Raw genomic sequence first — 18,511 nt, 5'->3', positions numbered from 1 at the left:
GTTGCTCCTTACGAATTGCGGAAGTCTGAGTCGTCGCTTCGACGTGCTACGACCGAGGGTCAGTCGTGCGAGTGCAGCGGCTTGCCCGCGAGGGCCAGGTGAGCCTCGCCGAGCGCCTCGTTCTGCGTCGGGTGGGCGTGGACGAGCTGCGCGACCTCGGCGGGCAGCGCCTCCCAGTTGTAGATCAGCTGGGCTTCGCCGACCTGCTCGCCCATGCGGTCGCCGACCATGTGGACGCCGACCACGGCGCCGTCCTTCACCTGGACGAGCTTGATCTCGCCCGCGGTGTTCAGGATCTTGCTCTTGCCGTTGCCCGCGAGGTTGTACTTCAGAGCGACGACCTTGTCCGCGCCGTAGATCTCCTTGGCCTTGGCCTCGGTGATGCCCACGGAGGCGACCTCGGGGTGGCAGTACGTCACCCGGGGGACACCGTCGTAATCGATCGGGACGACCTTCTGGCCGGCCAGACGCTCCGCCACCAGCATGCCCTCGGCGAAGCCGACGTGCGCGAGCTGGAGCGTGGGGACCAGGTCGCCGACGGCCGAGACGGTCGGGACGTTGGTGCGCATGTACTCGTCGACCAGGACGTAGCCGCGGTCCGTCGCGATGCCCTGCTCCTCGTAGCCGAGACCGGCGGAGACGGGCCCGCGGCCCACCGCGACCAGCAGGACCTCGGCCTCGAACTCCTTGCCGTCGGCCAGCGTGACCTTGACGCCGTCGGCCGTGTACTCGGCCTTGGAGAAGAAGGTGCCGAGGTTGAACTTGATGCCGCGCTTGCGGAACGCGCGCTCGAGCAGCTTGGAGGAGTTCTCGTCCTCGACCGGGACGAGGTGCTTGAGGCCCTCGATGACCGTCACGTCGGAACCGAAGGACTTCCAGGCCGAGGCGAACTCGACGCCGATGACACCGCCGCCCAGGATGATCGCGGACTTCGGCACGCGGTCCAGGACGAGGGCGTGGTCCGAGGAGATGATCCGGTCGCCGTCGATCTCCAGGCCCGGCAGCGACTTCGGCACGGAGCCGGTCGCGAGGAGCACGTGGCGGCCCTGGACGCGCTGTCCGCCGACGTCGACGGAGGTCGGGGAGGACAGCCGGCCCTCACCCTCGATGTACGTCACCTTGCGGGAGGCGATCAGCCCCTGGAGCCCCTTGTACAGGCCGGAGATGACACCGTCCTTGTACTTGTGGACGGCGGGGACGTCGATGCCCTCGAAGGTGGCCTTGACGCCGAACTGCTCGCTCTCGCGGGCCTGGTCGGCGATCTCGCCCGCGTGCAGCAGGGCCTTGGTGGGGATGCATCCCCGGTGCAGGCAGGTGCCGCCGACCTTGTCCTTCTCGATCAGGGCGACGTCCAGTCCCAGCTGCGCCCCGCGCAGGGCCGCGGCGTAACCGCCACTGCCACCGCCGAGGATCACTAGGTCGAAAACGGTGCTGGCGTCGTTCGCCACGTCACGTCCTCCATGCATGTGCGCCGTGCGCCGGTCGTCGCTGACCGCCGGCGGCTGGTGTCCGGCCGCTCTTTCTTCGGCCCTGTGGTGGGGGCCCTGTCCTGCCGAGGCCCATCTTCGCACTTGCGGGAGGCGAACGAGACGCGGGGCCGGGGTGTGAGACGTCCCACGTTCAGATGAGCGCCCGAAAGGGGCGCGGGGAACTGCGCGACCAGCCCCCACGCCCCTGCGGTCGCCGTGCGACGGAAACCGACCGGGTCGTCAGGCGAACGTCATCCGAGATCGCCCGCGGCGGTCAGCTCGGCCAGCCGCACCAGCGTCCGCACGGCGGTGCCGGTGCCGCCCTTGGGCGTGTAACCGAACGGGCCGCCCTCGTTGAACGCCGGTCCGGCGATGTCGAGGTGCGCCCACGTGATCCCCTCGCCCACGAACTCCCGCAGGAAGAGACCGGCCACCAGCCCGCCGCCCATCCGCTCGCCCATGTTCGCGATGTCGGCGACGGTGGAGTCCATGCCCTTGCGCAGGTGCTCCGGCAGCGGCATCGGCCAGGCCGGCTCGCCGACCTCCTCGGCCGCCTCGTGCACCGCGGTGCGGAAGGCGTCGTCGTTCGCCATGATCCCGAAGGTCCGGCTGCCCAGCGCCAGCATCATCGCGCCGGTCAGCGTCGCGACGTCGACGATCGCGTCCGGCTTCTCCGCGGAGGCCGCCCACAGCGCGTCCGCCAGGACCAGCCGGCCCTCGGCGTCGGTGTTGAGGACCTCGACGGTCTTGCCGCTGTACATGCGCAGCACGTCGCCCGGGCGGGTGGCGGAGCCGGAGGGCATGTTCTCGGCCAGCGCGAGCCAGCCGGTGACGTTCACCTCGAGGCCGAGCCGCGCGGCGGCGACGACCGCGGCGAAGACCGCCGCCGCACCGCTCATGTCGCACTTCATCGTCTCGTTGTGGCCGGCCGGCTTCAGCGAGATGCCGCCCGAGTCGTAGGTGATGCCCTTGCCGACGAAGGCGAGGGTCTTGTCGGCCTTCGAGGAGGTGTACGACAGCTTCACCAGGCGCGGGGCGGAGGCCGAGCCCGCGCCGACGCCGAGGATGCCGCCGTAGCCGCCCTTGGTCAGGGCCTTCTCGTCGAGCACCTGCACCTTGATGCCGTGCTCCTTGGCCGCCGTCTGGGCCAGCGCCGCGAACGCCTGGGGGTCGAGGTCGTTCGGCGGCATGTTGATCAGGTCGCGGGCGCGGTTGAGCTCCTGGCCCACGGCGGCGGCCCGCAGCAGCGCGGCCTTGTGGGCGGCGTCGCGCGGCTTCCCGCCGAGCAGGGCGGCCTCGGCGAGGGGCGCCTTGCCGGCCTTGGCCCTGGCATCGTTGCCGTCGTGCTTGTAGGCGTCGAAGGAGTACGCGCCGAGCACCACGCCCTCGCCGATCGCGCCGAGGTCGGCCGCGTCGGTCACCGGCAGGGCGAAGGCGGCCTTCTTGGCGCCGGTGAGGGTGCGGGCGGCCGAACCGGCCGCCCGGCGCAGCGCCTCGGGCTCGAACCCGGCGTCCTTCGCGGGCTCCGTGCCGAGCCCCACCGCGAGCACGAGCGGCGCCTTGAAGCCGGCCGGGGCGGGCAGCTTGGTCACCTCGCCCTCGGCCCCCGAGGCGCCGAGGGTTTCCAGGACGGCGGCGAGCCTGCCGTCGTAGGCCTTGTCGACGGCTTCGGCGCCCGGGGCAACGATCGGGCCTTTCGCGCCCTTGGCGACACCGATCACGATCGCGTCGGCCCGGAGGCCGGGCGCCGCGGCGGTGCTGAGAGTGAGAGCAGTCACGGTGGTGAAATCTCGCTTCCGATGTGGAGTTGCGGTGGCCGGAATGTGTGGGTCGACCGGGCCCGACAGCGACCCTAGAACCGGGTCGGGGGTGCTGTCGTATCCGGGGGTGTGCCTCACCGGCGCGGCGGACCGGCGGGGCGGATCCCGGAACGAGCGTACGCGTGCGTGTGCGTTCGCTCATGCACGCGAGTTCACCTGTCGGTGGCGTCGTAGCCACGTGCCGATCCTCGCACCCCGGGGACCGGCCCCGGTCCCTCGGGTCCGGGTTCGGGGTGCGCCGGGGCGGCCCCCGGGACGCGGCCGGGCGCCATGGGAGATCATCGGGGGGTACGCCGACGACCGACCTGGAGCCCGCCCGGTGAGACGCCCGATCCTGCTGCTGTCCCTCCTCTCCCTGCCGCTCGCGGGCTGCGCCGCGGCACCGGAGGGACCGTCGCGCGCGACCCCGGCCGCGACGGCGGACGCGACGCCCGAAAGGGGGACGGGCGGTGACGGTCCGTCGGCCGGGAAGCGCTGGCGGCCGGGCCCCGGCACCGGCTGGCAGTGGCAGCTGAGCGGCCGTCTGGACACCTCCGTCGACGTGCCGGTGTACGACATCGACGGCTTCGACCACACCGCCGCCACGGTCGCGGCCCTGCACGACGACGGCCGCAAGGTCATCTGCTACCTCTCCACCGGCGCCTGGGAGGACTGGCGCCCCGACGCGGCGGACTTCCCCGCCGCCGTGATCGGCAAGGGCAACGGCTGGAAGGGCGAACGCTGGCTGGACATCCGCGCGTTGGACGTCCTGGAACCCCTGATGGCGGCCCGCCTCGACATGTGCCGGGCGAAGGGGTTCGACGCCGTCGAGCCGGACAACATGGACGGCTACAAGAACACCACGGGCTTTCCGCTCGGCGCCGCCGACCAGCTCCGCTACAACCGGCTCGTCGCCCGGCTCGCCCACGACAGAGGCATGTCGGTCGGCCTGAAGAACGACCTCGACCAGATCCCCGCGCTCGTCGGCGACTTCGACTTCGCGGTCAACGAACAGTGCGCCCAGTACGACGAGTGCGAGGAACTGACCCCCTTCGTCGCGGCGGGCAAGGCCGTCTTCCACGTCGAGTACGAACTGCCCACGAGCGACTTCTGCGCCGACTCCCGCCGTCTGAAGCTGAGTTCACTGCTCAAGAAGTACGAGCTGGGGGTGTGGCGCGAGGCCTGCTAGACCGGAGCGGGCGGCGCGAAGCCGCACCGGCTCCTCAGCGGCCCAGGCAGAGCACGAGCAGCGCGGTGGTCGCCGCCGTCTCCGCCACACCGCCGAACACGTCCCCGGTGACCCCGCCGAAACGGCGCGTGCAGTGCCGCAGGAGAACCTCGGCGACGGCGAGGGCGGCGAGGACCGCCAGAGCCGTACGGACGGCGCCGTAGGGCCCGAAGCCCGCTCCCGCGCCCGCCGCCGCCAGGGTGACGGCGGCGACGGCGAGCAGCGCCCCGCGCACCGGGACCACACCGGCGACCGCCGCCCCGAGCCCCTCCGGCCGGGCGGCGGGGACCCCGGCGCGCGCCGCGAGGGTCAGCGCGAGCCGGGCGGCGACCGCCGAGACGACGGCGGCCAGCGCGCCCCGGGCCCAGGAGGCGCCGTAGAGCTGGGCCAGGGCGGCGACCTGGGCGAGCAGCACCAGGACCAGCGTGAGCACGCCGAACGGGCCGATGTCGGACTGCTTCATGATCCGCAGCGCGTCCTCGGCGGGCTTGCCGCTGCCGAGACCGTCCGCGGTGTCGGCCAGCCCGTCGAGGTGCAGACCGCGGGTGAGGACGGCCGGTACGGCGGCGGAGGCGACGGCGGCGAGCGGCGGGCCCGCGCCCAGGTACAGCAGCAGCAGACCGAGAGCGGCCGAGCAGCCGCCGACGGTCAGTCCCACCACGGGGGCGCCGAGCATGCCCCCGCGCGCGGCCCCGCGGTCCCAGCGGGTCACCTGGACCGGGATCACGGTGAGGGTGCCGAAGGCGAAGCGGAGCCCGTCGAAGGGCGAGGTCGTGGACACGGCGGCACACTAGCCCGGACGCCCCGCCCGCGAGGCACCCGGGCCCGCGTCCCGCGACACTGGAGGGCATGGGCCAGTGGGTGCAGCGCAACGTCGTCGAACCGGGCAAGCTCCCGCTGCTCCTCGCGCTGACCGCGTTCGTCCTCACCTTCCTGATCACCCGGGTCGTCACCCGGCTCATCCGGGCCGGACGGGGCCCCTTCGGGAACATCAGCTCCGGCGGGGTGCACATCCACCACGTGGTGCCCGGTGTCGTCCTGACCGTGGTGGGCGGCTTCGGTGCGGTGGCGAGCGGCCGGCACGGCTTCGGGTCGGGTGCCTTCGCGGTGGTCTTCGGCATCGGTACGGGCCTGGTCCTCGACGAGTTCGCGCTGATCCTGCACCTCGACGACGTGTACTGGACGGAGGCGGGTCGCAAGAGCGTGGAGGCGGTGGTCCTCACGGCGGCGCTGGTCGGGCTGGTGCTGGTGGGCTACGCGCCGTTCGGCGTCAACGACCTGAGCCACGACGAGCTCCAGGACCGCGGCAGCGTCATCTCGACCGTCGTGATCAACTTCCTGTTCTTCCTGGCGGTCCTGAGCAAGGGCAAACCGGCCATGGCCGTGTTCAGCGTCTTCATCCCGTTCCTGGGCCTGCTGGGCCTGGTGCGGCTGGCCCGGCCCGGTTCGCCCTGGGCCCGCCGCTTCTACCGGCGACGGCCGCGGGCCCGGGCGAAGGCGGTGCTGCGGGCCTACCGGCACGACCGCCGCTGGACGGGACCGCGGCGGACGGTGGGGGACTGGCTCGGCGGCAAGACGACGGCGGAACTGGCCCGCTCCCACCCTCCCGACTGACCCCGTCCGGCCACGGCCGCCTACGGGGCGGGTTTCCGGCCGTGGCCGGGCTTCTCGCCCCGGGTGAGGCTCACGGGGGGTGTCCGGCGGGGCCGAGATCCGGGGGCGGCGGGCCGGGCCGGGCCGGGGCCGGGGTGTGGGCGCCGGGCGGCGTGGTGGCGGCGGGCGGGGTGGCGGCGGTCGCCGCCCACGGCGTCCGTCACCGCGCACAGCGCCAGCACCGCCGCGATCGCCGCCAGGTGCTCCCGGCCCGCCAGGTTGTTCTTCAGCACGACCTCGACCACTATCGCGGCGATCACCGCGGCCACCGTCGCGTACGCGCGGTAGCGCCAGCCCAGGAACACCGCGAGGCCGACCACGGCCGCCGACGGACCGGTGTCCACGATCCGGGCGTCGGCGGCGGGCAGACCGAAGGGGCTGCCGGGACCGAGGGCGATGCCCACGCGCGCGTACAGCGTGCCGGCGAGCGTGGCGGCGTAGGCGATGACGAGGGTGCGCCACCATCCCAGGCACAGCTCCGCGAGGCCCAGCACCAGCAGGATCTGGGCGAGCGCACCCCAGACCGGCAGGTCCAGCGCGGGGACGAACAGGGAGACCGGGGTGCGCAGCAGCGCGAGCCACAGGGGGTCCTCGGCCCGCACCGCCCCGATGTCCTGCACCGGCCGGTAGCCCCACGCCTGGTTCTGCACGATCTGGGCCACCGACGTCAGGCACACCGCCCCCACGGTCATCGGGACGGCCCACCAGCGCCGTTCGGACAGGCAGGCCCGCGCGGCCCCGTACAGCGGTCCCCATTCGGCGCGGGCCCAGCGGGCCACCGTCCTCACCGGTGGGTCTCCAGGTGCCCCCGGCGCCGCCGGCCGGGCAGCCCCGGCGCCTCCAGGAACCCTTCCGCCCGTGCCGAGGCGATACCGATGCGGGGCAGGTCCGCGCTCTTCTCGAAGAGCAGGAAGCGGGGCTCCCAGATGGGCCGGTACTTGGCGTTGGCGCGGTACAGCGACTCCAGCTGCCACCAGCGGGAGACGAAACCGAGCAGCGACCGCCACAGCCGCAGCACCGGCCCGGCGCCCAGCCGCGCGCCCCGTTCGAAGACGGCGCGGAAGACCGCGAAGTTCAGCGACACCTGGGTGATCCCCAGCTCCCCGGACTCCCGTGCCCGCCGGAGCAGTTCGACGACCATGAACTCCATGAGCCCGTTGTCGCAGTCGCGGTCGCGCCGCATCAGGTCGAGGGACAGCCCGTGAGGCCCCCAGGGCACGAAGGAGAGCAGGGCCCTCAGCTCCCCGTCGGCGTCGGCGCACTCCAGCATCACGCAGCGCCCGTCCTCGGGGTCCCCGAGCCGCCCCAGCGCCATGCTGAACCCGCGTTCGGTGGCCCCGTCGCGCCAGTCGTCGGCCCGTCGCAGCAGGTACGCCATCTCGTCGGCCGGGATGTCCTCGTGCCGTCGTACCCGCACGGTGTACCCGGCGCGCCGGACCCGGTTGCAGGCCTGGCGGACGGTACGCATGGCCCGCCCCTCGAGGGTGAACTCGGCGACCTCGACGAGGGCCTCGTCCCCGAGCTCCAGCGCGTCGAGACCGTGCCGCGCGTACACCGTCCCGGCCTCCTCGCCCGCTCCCATCACCGCCGGGATCCACCCGTGCGCCCGCGCCTCGGCGAGCCACGGCCCGATGGCCCCGGGCCACGCCTCCGGGTCCCCGAGCGGATCCCCGGAGGCCAGTGACACCCCGCCGACGACGCGGTAGGCGACGGCGGCCTTCCCGGTCGGCGACCAGCACACGCTCTTCTCCCGGCGCAGCGCGAAGTAGCCGAGCGAGTCGCGCTCGCCGTGCCGGTCGAGCAGCTCCCGCAGCCGTTTCTCGTCGTCCTCGGTGAGCGGGTCGACGGCCCGCCGGGAACGGAACGCGGCGTACAGGACGGCGAGGACGAGCGCGGTGCTCAGCACGTTGACGGCGACGTCCACCCAGGTGGGCGGCGCGATGCCCTGGACACGGGGGTCGTCGGCGGCGACGGACACCAGCCGCAGGGTGCCGTAGCGCCAGCGTTCCAGGAAGGTGGAGGGGACCGGGGCCCGGTCGGTGACCGTCACCAGCAGCGCGGCCAGCAGCGACGCGCCCAGCAGGCCGCCGGCGCCGACGGCCGCGGCGAGCCGTGGATTGGACCGGTCCCCCTTCGCGTAGAACTCCCGCCGGCCGGCGAGCAGCGCCACGACGAAGGCGGCGGTCAGCGCCAGCGACACCCAGTTCTGCGGATGGCGCCGGATCTCGGGGAAGGCCATGGCCGGCGCGAGCAGCGCGAGGAACGCCCCGCTCATCCCGAGGTTCAGGATCCACGCGGCCCGTTTGCGCCGCCGCATGGTGACGGCCAGGAACGCGGTGAAGACGCCGGAGGCGAAGCCCGCCGTCAGCAGGTACGGCGTGAAGAGGTTCTCCTGGTTGTGCCGTCGCACGTCCTGCCCCAGGGAAACCCACACCGCACTGAGGAAGTTGACGAACGCGACGGCGCGCAGGTACCAGACGGCGAAGGCGGCGGCGCCCCGGGTGTTGCCCATGAGCGGTGATCATATGGGTGCACTTGGGGGAAACCGCTCTTTTGGCGCCGCCTGTCCCTTGTTGCCCCTTTGGCGCACCTGCGGGTCTGCGGGTCTGCGTGCCTGCGGGTCTTCCGCGTGCCGCGCCGGGGGACCCGCCGCCTACGGTGCCTGCGACCCCTCCACGGCGTCCCCGGTCTGCTCGGCCCGCTCCGCGGGCTCCTCGTCCGGGGTCCCGGGCTCCACGTCGGGGATCCGCGGCTTCTCGGGGAGTTCGGCCGCCAGCGCGGCCGCCGCCTGGACCAGCGGGAGCGCGAGCAGGCCGCCCGCGCCCTCCCCGACCCGCACGCCCTGGTCGAGCAGTGGTTCCAGGGCCATCCGGTCGAGCGCCTTGGCCTGGCCCGGTTCACCGCTCTTGTGGGCGGCCAGCCACCAGTCCGGCGCCCGGAACGCGACCCGCTGCCCGACGAGCGCACAGGCGGCCGCCACGACCCCGTCCAGCACGACGGGCAACTTCCGCACGGCGCACTGGAGCAGAAAACCCGTCATGGCGGCGAGGTCGGCCCCGCCCACCGTCGCCAGCAGCTGCAACTGCTCACCGAGCACCGGCCTGGCCCGCCTGAGCGCGTCCCGGACGGCGGCGCACTTGCGCATCCAGGCGAGGTCGTCGATGGCCTCCCCGCCCCGCCCGGTCACCACGGACGCGTCGGTCCCGCACAGCGCGGCCACCAGGACCCCCGCGGCCGTCGTCCCCCCGACGCTGATGTCCCCGAGCACGACGAGGTCGGTGCCGGAGTCCGCCTCCTCGTCCGCGACGGCCACGCCCGCCAGGAAGGCCGCCTCGGCCTCCTCCAGGGTCAGCGCGTCCTCGATGTCGATGCGGCCGCTGCCCCGCCGTACCCGGTGCCGCGCGACGTCCGGCGGGAACGTGTCGGGTTCGCAGTCCAGCGACATGTCCACGACCCGCACGGGCACGCCGAGGCGGCGGGCGAGCACGGAGACCGGACGGCCGCCCTCGATCACCTCGCGCACCAGCTCCGTCGCGCTGCCCGCGGGCCGGGCCGAGACGCCGAGCGCGGCGATGCCGTGGTCGCCGGCGAAGAGCACCACGCGCGGCCGCTCGACCGGCCGGACGGGCGACGAACTCTGCGCCGCCGCCAGCCACTCACCCAGGTCGTCCAGACGGCCCAGCGCTCCGGGGGGCACGATCTGACGTTCCCGGCGCTCCTCCGCGTCGCGGCGCACGCCGCCGTCCGGGCGCTCGATCAGATCGGTGAAGTCGTCGAGATTAAGCGAGCTCATTCGCCGAACAGTACCGGCATCGAACGCACGGTTCCGCGCCAGATCGCCACCACCTCCGCGTGACGTCTTTGCACCCAAGATCCGTATCCCATACGTTCCGTTTTGCTGCTGAATGTCGTTCGTTCCCGATGCCATCCCGGAGCCGCTCATGCCCCCCAGGCCCGTCCACGAGCCGCGCAGAGACGACTGCCCCTGGTGCGGCTCCAGGTGCCTGCGCACCCGGCTGCGCGCACCGGACCTGCGCCACCGCCGGCCGGGCACCTTCGTCGTCGACGAGTGCCGGGACTGCGCGCACGCCTTCCAGAACCCGCGGCTGACCGCCGAGGGGCTGGCCCTGTACTCCGCCGAGGGCGACGAACGCGCCGGCCGCGCACGGCTGCGGGCGACGGCCCGCGCGATGCTGCCGTTCCCCGAGCCGGAGAGCTGGCTCGACGTGGGCACGGGGGACGCCTCCTTCCCCGCGGCGGCGAAGGAGGTGTTCACCTACACCTCGTTCGACGGGGTGGACCCCGATCCCCGGGTGGAGCGGGCGCGGGCGGCGGGCCGGCTCGAGGAGGCCCACGTGGGCGGCCTGACGGCCCCGGAGGTGCTGTCCCGGCTGCGCGGCCGCTACGACGTCGTCAGCATGCTCCACCACCTGGAGCACACCCCGGACCCCCGCAGGGAAATCGCTGCCGCGCTGACGGCCCTGCGCAGGGGCGGGCACCTCCTCCTGGAACTCCCGGACCCGGCCAGCGCGTCCGCCGCCGTGCTGGGCAAGTGGTGGCCCTCCCACGACCAGCCGCGCCATCTGCACCTGATCCCGTCGGCCAACCTCCGGGCCGAACTCGAGGCCCAGGGCTGCGAGATCGTCGTGACCGACCACCGCGGTCCGCACGTGCCCCGCGACCTGGCGGCGGCCACCTCGCTCCGCATGGACCGGAGCCGACTGCGCGGGGCGGCCGGGCCCCTCACCGCCCTGGCCGGCGCCCTCGACCACCTGCTGGCCCCGGCCCTGAGCCGCACCCCCTTCTCGAACGCCTACCGGGTCATCGCCCGGCGGACGTGACCCCCGCGCACCGCTCCCGCCGTCGCGTCGCCCGCGCGGGCGGTCGCCGTCAGGTGCCGGGGGCCGGGCCACGGAGCACCAGAGCCTGGCCGGCCACCACCAGGACCACCTCCTCGCACTCGGCTGCGACGGCCGCGTTCAGCCGCCCGAGCTCGTCGCGGTAGCGCCGCCCCGACGCCGTGGCCGGCACGATCCCCGAGCCCACCTCGTTGGAGACCAGCACGACACTGCGGCGCGACGAGCGGACGGCCGCCGCCAGTTCCGCCACCCGTGAGCGCAGGGCCCGCTCGCCGCCGTCCGCCCACTGGGCGTCGTCCCACGCCCCGACGGAGTCCATGACGTCCGTCAGCCACAGCGACAGACAGTCGATCAGCAGCGGCGCCCCGTCCTGAGCGAGCAGCGGTACGAGATCGCAGGTCTCCACCGTCTGCCAGGACCCCGGCCGCCGGTCGCGGTGCGTGGCGATCCGGGACGCCCACTCGGTGTCACCGCCCCGGCTCCCCCCGGTGGCGACGTAACGCACGTCCGGGAAGGACTCCAGACGCCGTTCGGCCTCCACCGACTTGCCCGAGCGGGCCCCGCCCAGCACCAGCGTCCGCCGCGACACGTCCGGCACGTCCTCGTACACCCCCACGATCAGCGTCGACCCGTCCGGCACCGCCCGCGCCCCGGCCGCCGCGAGCCGCCGCCGCAACTCCGCGCCGGGCGGCACGTCGTGGTCCAGATGGACGGCGACCACGTCCGTCGTCGGCCCCACGGCGCCCACCGCCCGCAGCTTGGCCAGTGCGTCCGGGCGCCCCACCAGGTCCGCGAGGACCATGTCGTAGCGCTCGGCCGTGCCCGGACCCTCCCCGAGACCGGCCGGTGCGCCACCGGGCGGCAGGTACAGCAGCCGCTGCCCGTCCGGGCCGGTCACCGCGTACCCCGTGCCGGGCGCGTCCATCGCCACCGCCCGCACCCGATGCCCCGTCAGCAGGGTCAACTCCCGCCCGTCCGGCACCCGGCCGGGCTGCGGCAGCCCGGCCGGCACCTCCACCGGGGGCCCGTCGTGCGGGTGCGTCAGCAGCACCTGGGCCACCCCGCCCAGCGAATGCCCCGCCCGCGCGGCGGCGAAGGCCGCGCCCGGCGTCAGGTCGAGGAGCAGGGCCCCGTCGACGAGCAGCGCGGTCGCCGCGCGCGCGTGCGCCCCCAGGGAGGTCGCGCACACGGCGCAGGGACAGTCGGGGCGGGGCAGTCCCGCGGGGGCACCGGTACCGAGCAGAGTCACTTCCACGGAGCTGATTTTCGCGTGTCCGACCAGGTCTTGCGCCTCCGACTAGGCTGCACAGCAGAAGCCGGACCAAGATCCGGCTTCTGCTCTGCACGTGGTCACAGCTGGGAGGCGTACATGGCGGCATGGACGTGGCGGTTCGAGAAGGCCGACGGGACGGAGGTCCAACCCGCGGTGCAGCCCGAGGAGTTCACCACGCAGGGGGACGCCGAGTCCTGGATCGGGGAAGCCTGGAAGGACCTCCTCGAAGGCGGCGCGGACCAGGTCCGGCTCTTCGAGGACTCCACCGAGATCTACGGCCCGATGAGCCTGCACGCGAACGAGGCGTAGCCCTCCGTCGGGGTGGCCCCCCAAGGCCACCCCGACCACCCCCACGGGTGAATCCTTCCGCCCCGGCGGCCCGACCGTCCCGCCCCCGCGCGAAGCCCCCGTCCGAGGCCGCCCCGGACCTCGACGCCCACCGGCCGCGCCTCACTTCGGCCGCCCACCCGCCGCGCCTCACGTCGGCCGCCACGGGCCGCTCACCACCTGCGCCAGGCCCCGCCCCTACCGGCTGCGCCCGGCCCCGGCCGCCCTGGCCCGCCACGGCCCGCCCGGTCTCCGTCCGCCACGGCCCGCCCGCCCCGGGAGGCCTTCCCCCGGGCGCGCCGCCGTGCCGTTCGGCTGTCGGCCCGCGGCTCCGCCGTCGGCATGCCGCCGGTTCACAGGGGGTTCCTGGCAAGGCGCCGTGTCCGGTCTCCGGTCGGCGCGGCCGAACCGTGCCGTCGGCACGCGGCCGCTAGCCCGCCGAGCCGCGCAGCCGACTGGCGGTGGCGTACCGGCCGAGCCGTGCGCTGTGCCCGGCCCGCGGTCGGTTGTCCTTGGCCCATGGCGCGGGGCGTCTTCGGCCCGTGGCCGGGCGCCGTCGGCCGGTGGCCGGGCGTCCGGGGTGCGGGTCCGGTGCAGGTGCTGTCGGCGGCCCCGTGGTGCCGACGGTCGGCGGGCGGGCCGCCGCCGGGCGGCTGTGTTCCCGCGCGCCGCCCCAGGCCGTCAGGCCGCGCCGCCCCGCGACGTCAGCCGCGCCTGCCGACGTGGACTCTCAGCGGCACGCGCCGACGTGGGCTCGCGGCCGCGGCCGCGTGCGCGATGCGGGCTCAGCCCTGCGTGCCGACGCGGGCTCCGGGCCGCGTGCGCCGGTGCGGGCTCAGCCCTGCGCGTCGGCGCAGGTTCCAGCGGTGCGCGCCGGTGCGGGGTCTCAGCCGCGGACTCCGCACAGGTGCAGCAGGGCCGCCACCTGGCGGTAGGGGTCGGTGCGGCCGGCCCGTTCCTCCGCGGAGAGCAGACTCTCCCGTTCCCGGGGGTCCTCCGGCAGCCGCGACCCGTCGGGTGCCGTGTCCGTGAAGACCCGCACGCCGTACCAGGCCTGGAGCGGCGCCCCGATGCCCGCGAGCGCGTCGGTCAGGGTCGCGAGCCGGTCCGCCCGCACGTCGAGACCGAGCCGGTTGCGGTAGGACACGGTGTCGAAGCCGCCGAGCGCGCCCGCCCAGTCACCGGACAGCCCCGGCCGCATGGCCAGCGCGTCCGCGTTGCGCACCAGCAGCGACAGCAGTCCGCCCGGGGCCAGCATCCGCGCGAGCCCCGCGAGCAGCGCGTCCGGCTCCTCGACGTACATCAGTACGCCGTGGCACAGCACCACGTCGAAGCTGCCGGGCAGGAAGTGCACGCCGGTGTCCCGGCCGTCGCCCTCGATGATCCGCATCCGCTCCCGGATGCCCTCGGGCTCTCCGCACAGGGCCTCGCGGGCAGCGGCGATCATCGTCGCGTCCCGTTCGAGGCCGGTCACCTGGTGCCCGAGCCGGGCCAGCCGCAGCGCCTGCGTGCCCTGGCCCATCCCGACGTCGAGCACCCGCAGCCGCTGCCCCACCGGGTAGCGCCCCACTATCTGCTCGTCGAGCTGCCGGGCCACCAGCTCCTGTCGTACGACATCACGCAGCCCGCCCAGCCTGTTCAGCCAGGCCTCGGCCGCCCCCCCGGAGAAAGCCGCTGTGCTCAGGGCCGCGCTCCACGCTTGACCTGCGGCTTGGGCAGCCGGAGCCGGCGCATCTGGAGCGAGCGCATGAGCGCGTAGGCCACCGCGCCCCGCCGGTTCTGGTCGGGGAAGCGCTCGGCGAGCCGCTTGCGCAGCCGGAAGGCCGTCACGAACGAGTCGAGCACGATCAGCACGATCACGATCAGCCACAGCAGCAGCGCGATGGTCTGGAGCGAGCCCACCCGCACCATGCTCAGCACGAGGATGACCACGGCCATGGGCAGGAAGAACTCCGCCACGTTGAACCGGGAGTCGATGAACTCGCGCGCGAACTTGCGGACCGGGCCCTTGTCGCGGACCGGCAGGTAACGCTCGTCGCCGCCGGCCAGCGCCTGGCGCTGCCTGTCCAGCTGGGCGCGGCGCTCGTTGCGCTGACGCTTGGCGGCGTCCTTGCGGGACGTCGTGGTGTGGGCGACGCTGCGGCGCTGGGTCTGGGCCTCACTGCGCTTGGGCGTGGGCCTGCCCTTCTTGGCCTGCGGGTCGCGGGGCTGCATGGAGTCGGTCACCACGGCCTTGGCGGCGGGGGCCTTCTCTTCCTTGGCACGGCTTCGGAACACAAAACCCAAGGGTAAGCGCTCGCGGGCATGGACCCCAGCCCCGAGGGGAACGATCCGGCAACACCAGTCGTCTGTAGAACAGGGACAGACCGGGACAGCTCCGGGGAAGAAGGGGCGCAGGGTGACCTATCGCTCACCCTGAAGGTCACCTACTCCCTACGCCGGAGCAAGGTCTTGGTCAGTCGTCCTTGGGGATGAGCGCATCCGTCCCCGAACAGTGCGTCAATGGATGCAGGGCCCGTACTGTGGGTTCTGTCGCAGAGCTGGAGCTGGACGTCAGAAGGGGGCGCGCGAAGCCCATGAGCGGTGTCATGAAGCGTATGGGGATGATCTTCCGCGCGAAGGCGAACAAGGCCCTTGACCGGGCCGAGGACCCGCGCGAAACCCTCGACTACTCGTACCAGAAGCAGCTGGAGCTCCTCCAGAAGGTCCGCCGCGGCGTCGCCGACGTCGCGACCTCCCGCAAGCGCCTCGAACTACAGCTGAACCAGTTGCAGTCGCAGTCCTCCAAGCTGGAGGACCAGGGCCGCAAGGCACTGGCCCTCGGCCGTGAGGACCTGGCCCGCGAGGCCCTCTCCCGCCGCGCGGCCCTCCAGCAGCAGGTCACCGACCTCGAGACGCAGCACTCCACGCTCCAGGGCGAGGAGGAGAAGCTCACCCTCGCGGCCCAGCGGCTCCAGGCCAAGGTGGACGCCTTCCGTACGAAGAAGGAGACCATCAAGGCCACCTACACCGCCGCCCAGGCGCAGACCCGCATCGGGGAGGCCTTCTCCGGCATCTCCGAGGAGATGGGCGACGTCGGCCTGGCCATCCAGCGGGCCGAGGACAAGACCGCCCAGCTCCAGGCCCGGGCGGGCGCCCTCGACGAGCTGATGGCCTCGGGCGCGCTCGACGACCCGACGGGCATCGCGAAGGACGACCTCCAGGCCGAGCTGGACCGGCTCTCCGGTGGTACGGATGTAGAGCTGGAACTTCAGCGCATGAAGGCCGAGCTCGCCGGCGGTGCCCCCCAGCAGGCCATCGAGGGCGGTACCGGTCAGTCGCACTCCCAGCAGCAGCCGCAGGACACCCCGCGCTTCGACAAGCAGTGACCCGGCGCCGGGGACCGGAGCCGAGGAGGCCACATGATCGTCAGGATCATGGGGGAGGGCCAGTGGACACTGGACGACTCCCCTCTCGTCGAACTGAACAAGCTGGACGACGAGCTGCTGGCGGAGATGGAGAGCGGTGACGAGGACGGCTTCCACCGCACCCTCGGCGCCCTCCTGGACGCCGTCCGCCGCCTCGGCCGGCCCCTGCCGGACGACGCCCTGGAACCCTCGGAACTGATCCTCCCGGCCCCGGACGCGAGCCTGGAAGAGGTCCGGGCGATGCTGAGCGACGACGGCTTGATCCCGGGCTGACCCCTCGGCGTGACGGCGGCCCCCTCCCGGGCCCCGGTCACGCCGCCGCGGCCCGTCCGGCGACCGCGGACGAGACCCCTCCGGGGCCGACACGGACCCGGGGCGGCAGCAGCCCCGGCCACGGCGAGGAAAGCGACGGCAACCATCCAGTGACCCTCCTTTCCCGGGCCGAGTGCCGGCTCAAGGCCCACCCGCTCGCCCTGGACGCGAGCATCGCCGCCGGTGTCCTGCTCTGCATGCTGGCCGGCTCCTTCGTCGACCCGCACGGCGAGCAGGGCGTCAGCTGGAGCATCCGCAGCCCCGATCCGCTCAGCCTGCTGCTGATCACCCTCTCCGCGGTCGCCCTCGTCTTCCGCCGCAGCGCCCCCATGACGGTCCTCGCCCTCACCGGCACCGCCTCCGTGATCGAGTCCGTCACCGGCGACCCCCGGGCCCCCGTCGCCATGTCCGCCGTGGTCGCCCTCTTCACCGTCGCGGCCACCACGGACCGGGCGACCACCCTGCGCGCCGGCCTGCTCACCATGACGATCCTGACCGGCGCCGCCATGCTGGCGGGCCCGCTGCCCTGGTACGCCCAGGAGAACCTGGGGATCCTCGCCTGGACCGGCATCGGCGCCACCGCCGGCGACGCGGTCCGCAGCCGCCGGGCCGTCGTCCAGGCCATCCGGGACCGCGCCGAGCGCGCGGAGCGCACCCGGGAGGAGGAGGCCCGCCGCCGGGTCGCCGAGGAGCGCCTGCGCATCGCCCGCGACCTGCACGACGTCGTCGCCCACCACATCGCCCTGGTCAACGTCCAGGCCGGGGTCGCCGCGCACGTCATGGACAAGCGGCCCGACCAGGCCAAGGAGGCGCTCGCGCACGTCCGCGAGGCCAGCCGCTCCGCGCTCAACGAGCTGCGGGCCACCGTCGGCCTGCTGCGCCAGTCCGGTGACCCCGAGGCCCCCACCGAACCCGCCCCCGGCCTGGACCGGCTCGACGAACTCGCCGACACCTTCCGCAACGCGGGCCTCCAGGTCGAGGTGGCCCGCACCGACCACGGCACCACGCTCCCCGCCGCCGTCGACCTGGCCGCCTACCGGGTCGTCCAGGAAGCCCTCACCAACGTCCGCAAGCACGCCGGAGCCGAGGCGAAGGCCGAGGTCAGCGTCGTACGGGTGGGGCCCAACATCGAGGTCACGGTCCTCGACGACGGCCACCTCGCGGAGGGCGCGCCCCCGACGGCCGGCGGCGGTCACGGACTGCTCGGCATGCGCGAGCGGGTCTCCGCCCTGCGCGGCACCCTCACCACCGGTCCCCGCTACGGGGGCGGCTTCCGCGTCCATGCGATCCTGCCGGTCAAGACCCGCACGGCCACCTCGGGGGAGAGCGCATGACCATCCGTGTCCTGCTCGCGGACGACCAGGCACTGCTGCGCAGCGCGTTCCGCGTGCTCGTCGACTCCGAGCCCGACATGGAGGTGGTCGGCGAGGCGTCCGACGGCGCGGAGGCGGTCCGGCTGGCCGGCGAGCAGCGCGCCGACGTGGTGCTCATGGACATCCGGATGCCCGGCACGGACGGTCTCGCCGCGACCCGGCTGATCAGCGCCGATCCCTCCCTCGCGCAGGTCAGGGTGGTCATCCTGACGACGTTCGAGGTGGACGACTACGTGGTGCAGTCGCTGCGGGCCGGCGCCTCCGGCTTCCTCGGCAAGGGCAGCGAGCCGGAGGAACTGCTCAGCGCCATCCGGGTCGCCGCCGGCGGTGAGGCACTCCTGTCGCCGACCGCCACCAAGGGCCTGATCGCCCGCTTCCTGGCGCAGGGCGGCGCGGGGGACGACGAGCACGACCCGGCCCGCTCCGCCCGGCTGGACGCGCTCACCGTGCGCGAGCGGGAGGTGCTCGTGCAGGTCGCCGGCGGTCACTCCAACGACGAGATCGCCGAACGCCTCGAGGTCAGTCCGCTCACGGTGAAGACGCACGTCAACCGGGCCATGGCCAAGCTCGGCGCCCGCGACCGGGCCCAGCTCGTGGTGATCGCGTACGAGTCGGGCCTGGTACGCCCGAGGGTGGAGTAGGCCCGGCCCTCCCGTACTGCGCCCGGAGTATGCGCGGCATAAGCAAATGGACCTGGAGCGTACGGATCGCCGTACCGGCATGGCCCAGGGTGAAGAGGCCGCACGTGGCGCGACCGGCACCCGCGCCCGCCCGCCCGTCGGCACCGCTTCTGCCGCTCAACGAGACGAGA

At 73.9% G+C, this 18,511-nt stretch carries 17 protein-coding genes; 8 read left to right on the top strand and 9 right to left on the bottom strand.

What is annotated here, in order from left to right:
- Nucleotides 1–59 precede the first annotated feature (59 nt).
- Nucleotides 60–1,448 carry a dihydrolipoyl dehydrogenase gene (lpdA, locus tag Saso_RS00850; protein ID WP_189916978.1) on the bottom strand — a complete coding sequence of 463 codons (1,389 nt, stop codon included), beginning with the start codon at nt 1,446–1,448 and terminating at the stop codon, nt 60–62.
- Nucleotides 1,449–1,720: 272 nt separating this feature from the next.
- Nucleotides 1,721–3,247 carry a leucyl aminopeptidase gene (locus tag Saso_RS00845; protein WP_189916976.1) on the bottom strand — a complete coding sequence of 509 codons (1,527 nt, stop codon included), beginning with the start codon at nt 3,245–3,247 and terminating at the stop codon, nt 1,721–1,723.
- Between the two features lie 379 nt (nt 3,248–3,626).
- On the opposite strand from Saso_RS00845, the gene Saso_RS00840 reads away from it, so the two are divergent.
- A complete protein-coding gene (locus Saso_RS00840) occupies nt 3,627–4,457 on the top strand; it encodes an endo alpha-1,4 polygalactosaminidase (protein ID WP_372442392.1) in 831 nt (276 codons plus the stop codon).
- A 34-nt stretch (nt 4,458–4,491) separates the two neighbouring features.
- Here Saso_RS00840 and Saso_RS00835 read toward each other — a convergent pair whose 3' ends face one another.
- Nucleotides 4,492–5,277, bottom strand: coding sequence for an adenosylcobinamide-GDP ribazoletransferase (locus Saso_RS00835; protein ID WP_189916972.1), 786 nt, complete (start codon nt 5,275–5,277; stop codon nt 4,492–4,494).
- Between the two features lie 68 nt (nt 5,278–5,345).
- Between Saso_RS00835 and Saso_RS00830 the strand changes: the two genes are divergently transcribed.
- Nucleotides 5,346–6,110, top strand: a complete 765-nt coding sequence (locus Saso_RS00830; RefSeq protein ID WP_189916970.1) for a hypothetical protein — start codon at nt 5,346–5,348, stop codon at nt 6,108–6,110.
- Between the two features lie 20 nt (nt 6,111–6,130).
- Here the strand turns inward: Saso_RS00830 and Saso_RS00825 are convergent, their stop codons facing one another.
- From Saso_RS00825 to cobT, 3 genes are all read right to left on the bottom strand, one after another.
- Complete coding sequence (locus Saso_RS00825; protein WP_229900973.1) at nt 6,131–6,937, bottom strand: hypothetical protein; 807 nt, start codon at nt 6,935–6,937, stop codon at nt 6,131–6,133.
- The gene (locus Saso_RS00820; RefSeq protein ID WP_189916968.1) at nt 6,934–8,661 is read right to left on the bottom strand and encodes a phosphatidylglycerol lysyltransferase domain-containing protein; all 1,728 of its coding nucleotides are present in this window, start codon (nt 8,659–8,661) and stop codon (nt 6,934–6,936) included. Before Saso_RS00820 ends, Saso_RS00825 begins: the two co-directional genes overlap by 4 nt.
- 141 nt (nt 8,662–8,802) lie before the next feature.
- Nucleotides 8,803–9,942 carry a nicotinate-nucleotide--dimethylbenzimidazole phosphoribosyltransferase gene (cobT, locus tag Saso_RS00815; RefSeq protein WP_189916966.1) on the bottom strand — a complete coding sequence of 380 codons (1,140 nt, stop codon included), beginning with the start codon at nt 9,940–9,942 and terminating at the stop codon, nt 8,803–8,805.
- 148 nt (nt 9,943–10,090) lie between these two features.
- Between cobT and Saso_RS00810 the strand changes: the two genes are divergently transcribed.
- Entirely contained in the window at nt 10,091–10,990 is a 900-nt protein-coding gene (locus Saso_RS00810; protein WP_189916964.1) for a class I SAM-dependent methyltransferase, read from the top strand.
- 49 nt (nt 10,991–11,039) lie between these two features.
- Here Saso_RS00810 and Saso_RS00805 read toward each other — a convergent pair whose 3' ends face one another.
- Nucleotides 11,040–12,263, bottom strand: a complete 1,224-nt coding sequence (locus Saso_RS00805) for a bifunctional adenosylcobinamide kinase/adenosylcobinamide-phosphate guanylyltransferase (protein WP_189916962.1) — start codon at nt 12,261–12,263, stop codon at nt 11,040–11,042.
- Between the two features lie 114 nt (nt 12,264–12,377).
- Here Saso_RS00805 and Saso_RS00800 point away from each other — a divergent pair, with 114 nt between their 5' ends.
- Nucleotides 12,378–12,590 carry a hypothetical protein gene (locus tag Saso_RS00800; RefSeq protein ID WP_189916960.1) on the top strand — a complete coding sequence of 71 codons (213 nt, stop codon included), beginning with the start codon at nt 12,378–12,380 and terminating at the stop codon, nt 12,588–12,590.
- Nucleotides 12,591–13,494: 904 nt separating this feature from the next.
- Here Saso_RS00800 and Saso_RS00795 read toward each other — a convergent pair.
- Entirely contained in the window at nt 13,495–14,205 is a 711-nt protein-coding gene (locus Saso_RS00795; protein WP_189916958.1) for a class I SAM-dependent methyltransferase, read from the bottom strand.
- 83 nt (nt 14,206–14,288) lie between these two features.
- Nucleotides 14,289–14,885 (bottom strand): DUF3043 domain-containing protein, encoded by a 597-nt coding sequence (locus Saso_RS00790; RefSeq protein ID WP_189916956.1) that lies wholly within the window; start codon nt 14,883–14,885, stop codon nt 14,289–14,291.
- A 299-nt stretch (nt 14,886–15,184) separates the two neighbouring features.
- Here Saso_RS00790 and Saso_RS00785 point away from each other — a divergent pair, with 299 nt between their 5' ends.
- The 4 genes from Saso_RS00785 to Saso_RS00770 all read left to right on the top strand — a co-directional run bounded on the left by Saso_RS00785 (nt 15,185) and on the right by Saso_RS00770 (nt 18,341).
- Nucleotides 15,185–15,976, top strand: coding sequence for a PspA/IM30 family protein (locus Saso_RS00785; protein ID WP_189916955.1), 792 nt, complete (start codon nt 15,185–15,187; stop codon nt 15,974–15,976).
- A 33-nt stretch (nt 15,977–16,009) separates the two neighbouring features.
- Nucleotides 16,010–16,288, top strand: a complete 279-nt coding sequence (gene pspAA / locus Saso_RS00780) for a PspA-associated protein PspAA (protein WP_189916953.1) — start codon at nt 16,010–16,012, stop codon at nt 16,286–16,288.
- Nucleotides 16,289–16,437: 149 nt separating this feature from the next.
- Nucleotides 16,438–17,661 (top strand): sensor histidine kinase, encoded by a 1,224-nt coding sequence (locus Saso_RS00775; RefSeq protein ID WP_189916951.1) that lies wholly within the window; start codon nt 16,438–16,440, stop codon nt 17,659–17,661.
- Nucleotides 17,658–18,341: a response regulator gene (locus Saso_RS00770; protein WP_189916949.1), complete on the top strand. Its 684-nt coding sequence runs from the start codon at nt 17,658–17,660 to the stop codon at nt 18,339–18,341. The genes Saso_RS00775 and Saso_RS00770 overlap by 4 nt, the downstream gene beginning before the upstream one ends.
- Nucleotides 18,342–18,511: the final 170 nt, after the last annotated feature.

It is taken from the genome of Streptomyces asoensis (assembly GCF_016860545.1).
In the GTDB taxonomy this organism is placed as follows: domain Bacteria; phylum Actinomycetota; class Actinomycetes; order Streptomycetales; family Streptomycetaceae; genus Streptomyces; species Streptomyces asoensis.
The sequence above is the reverse complement of the archived record's forward strand: the minus strand, read 5'-3'. Positions and strand labels throughout refer to the sequence as shown.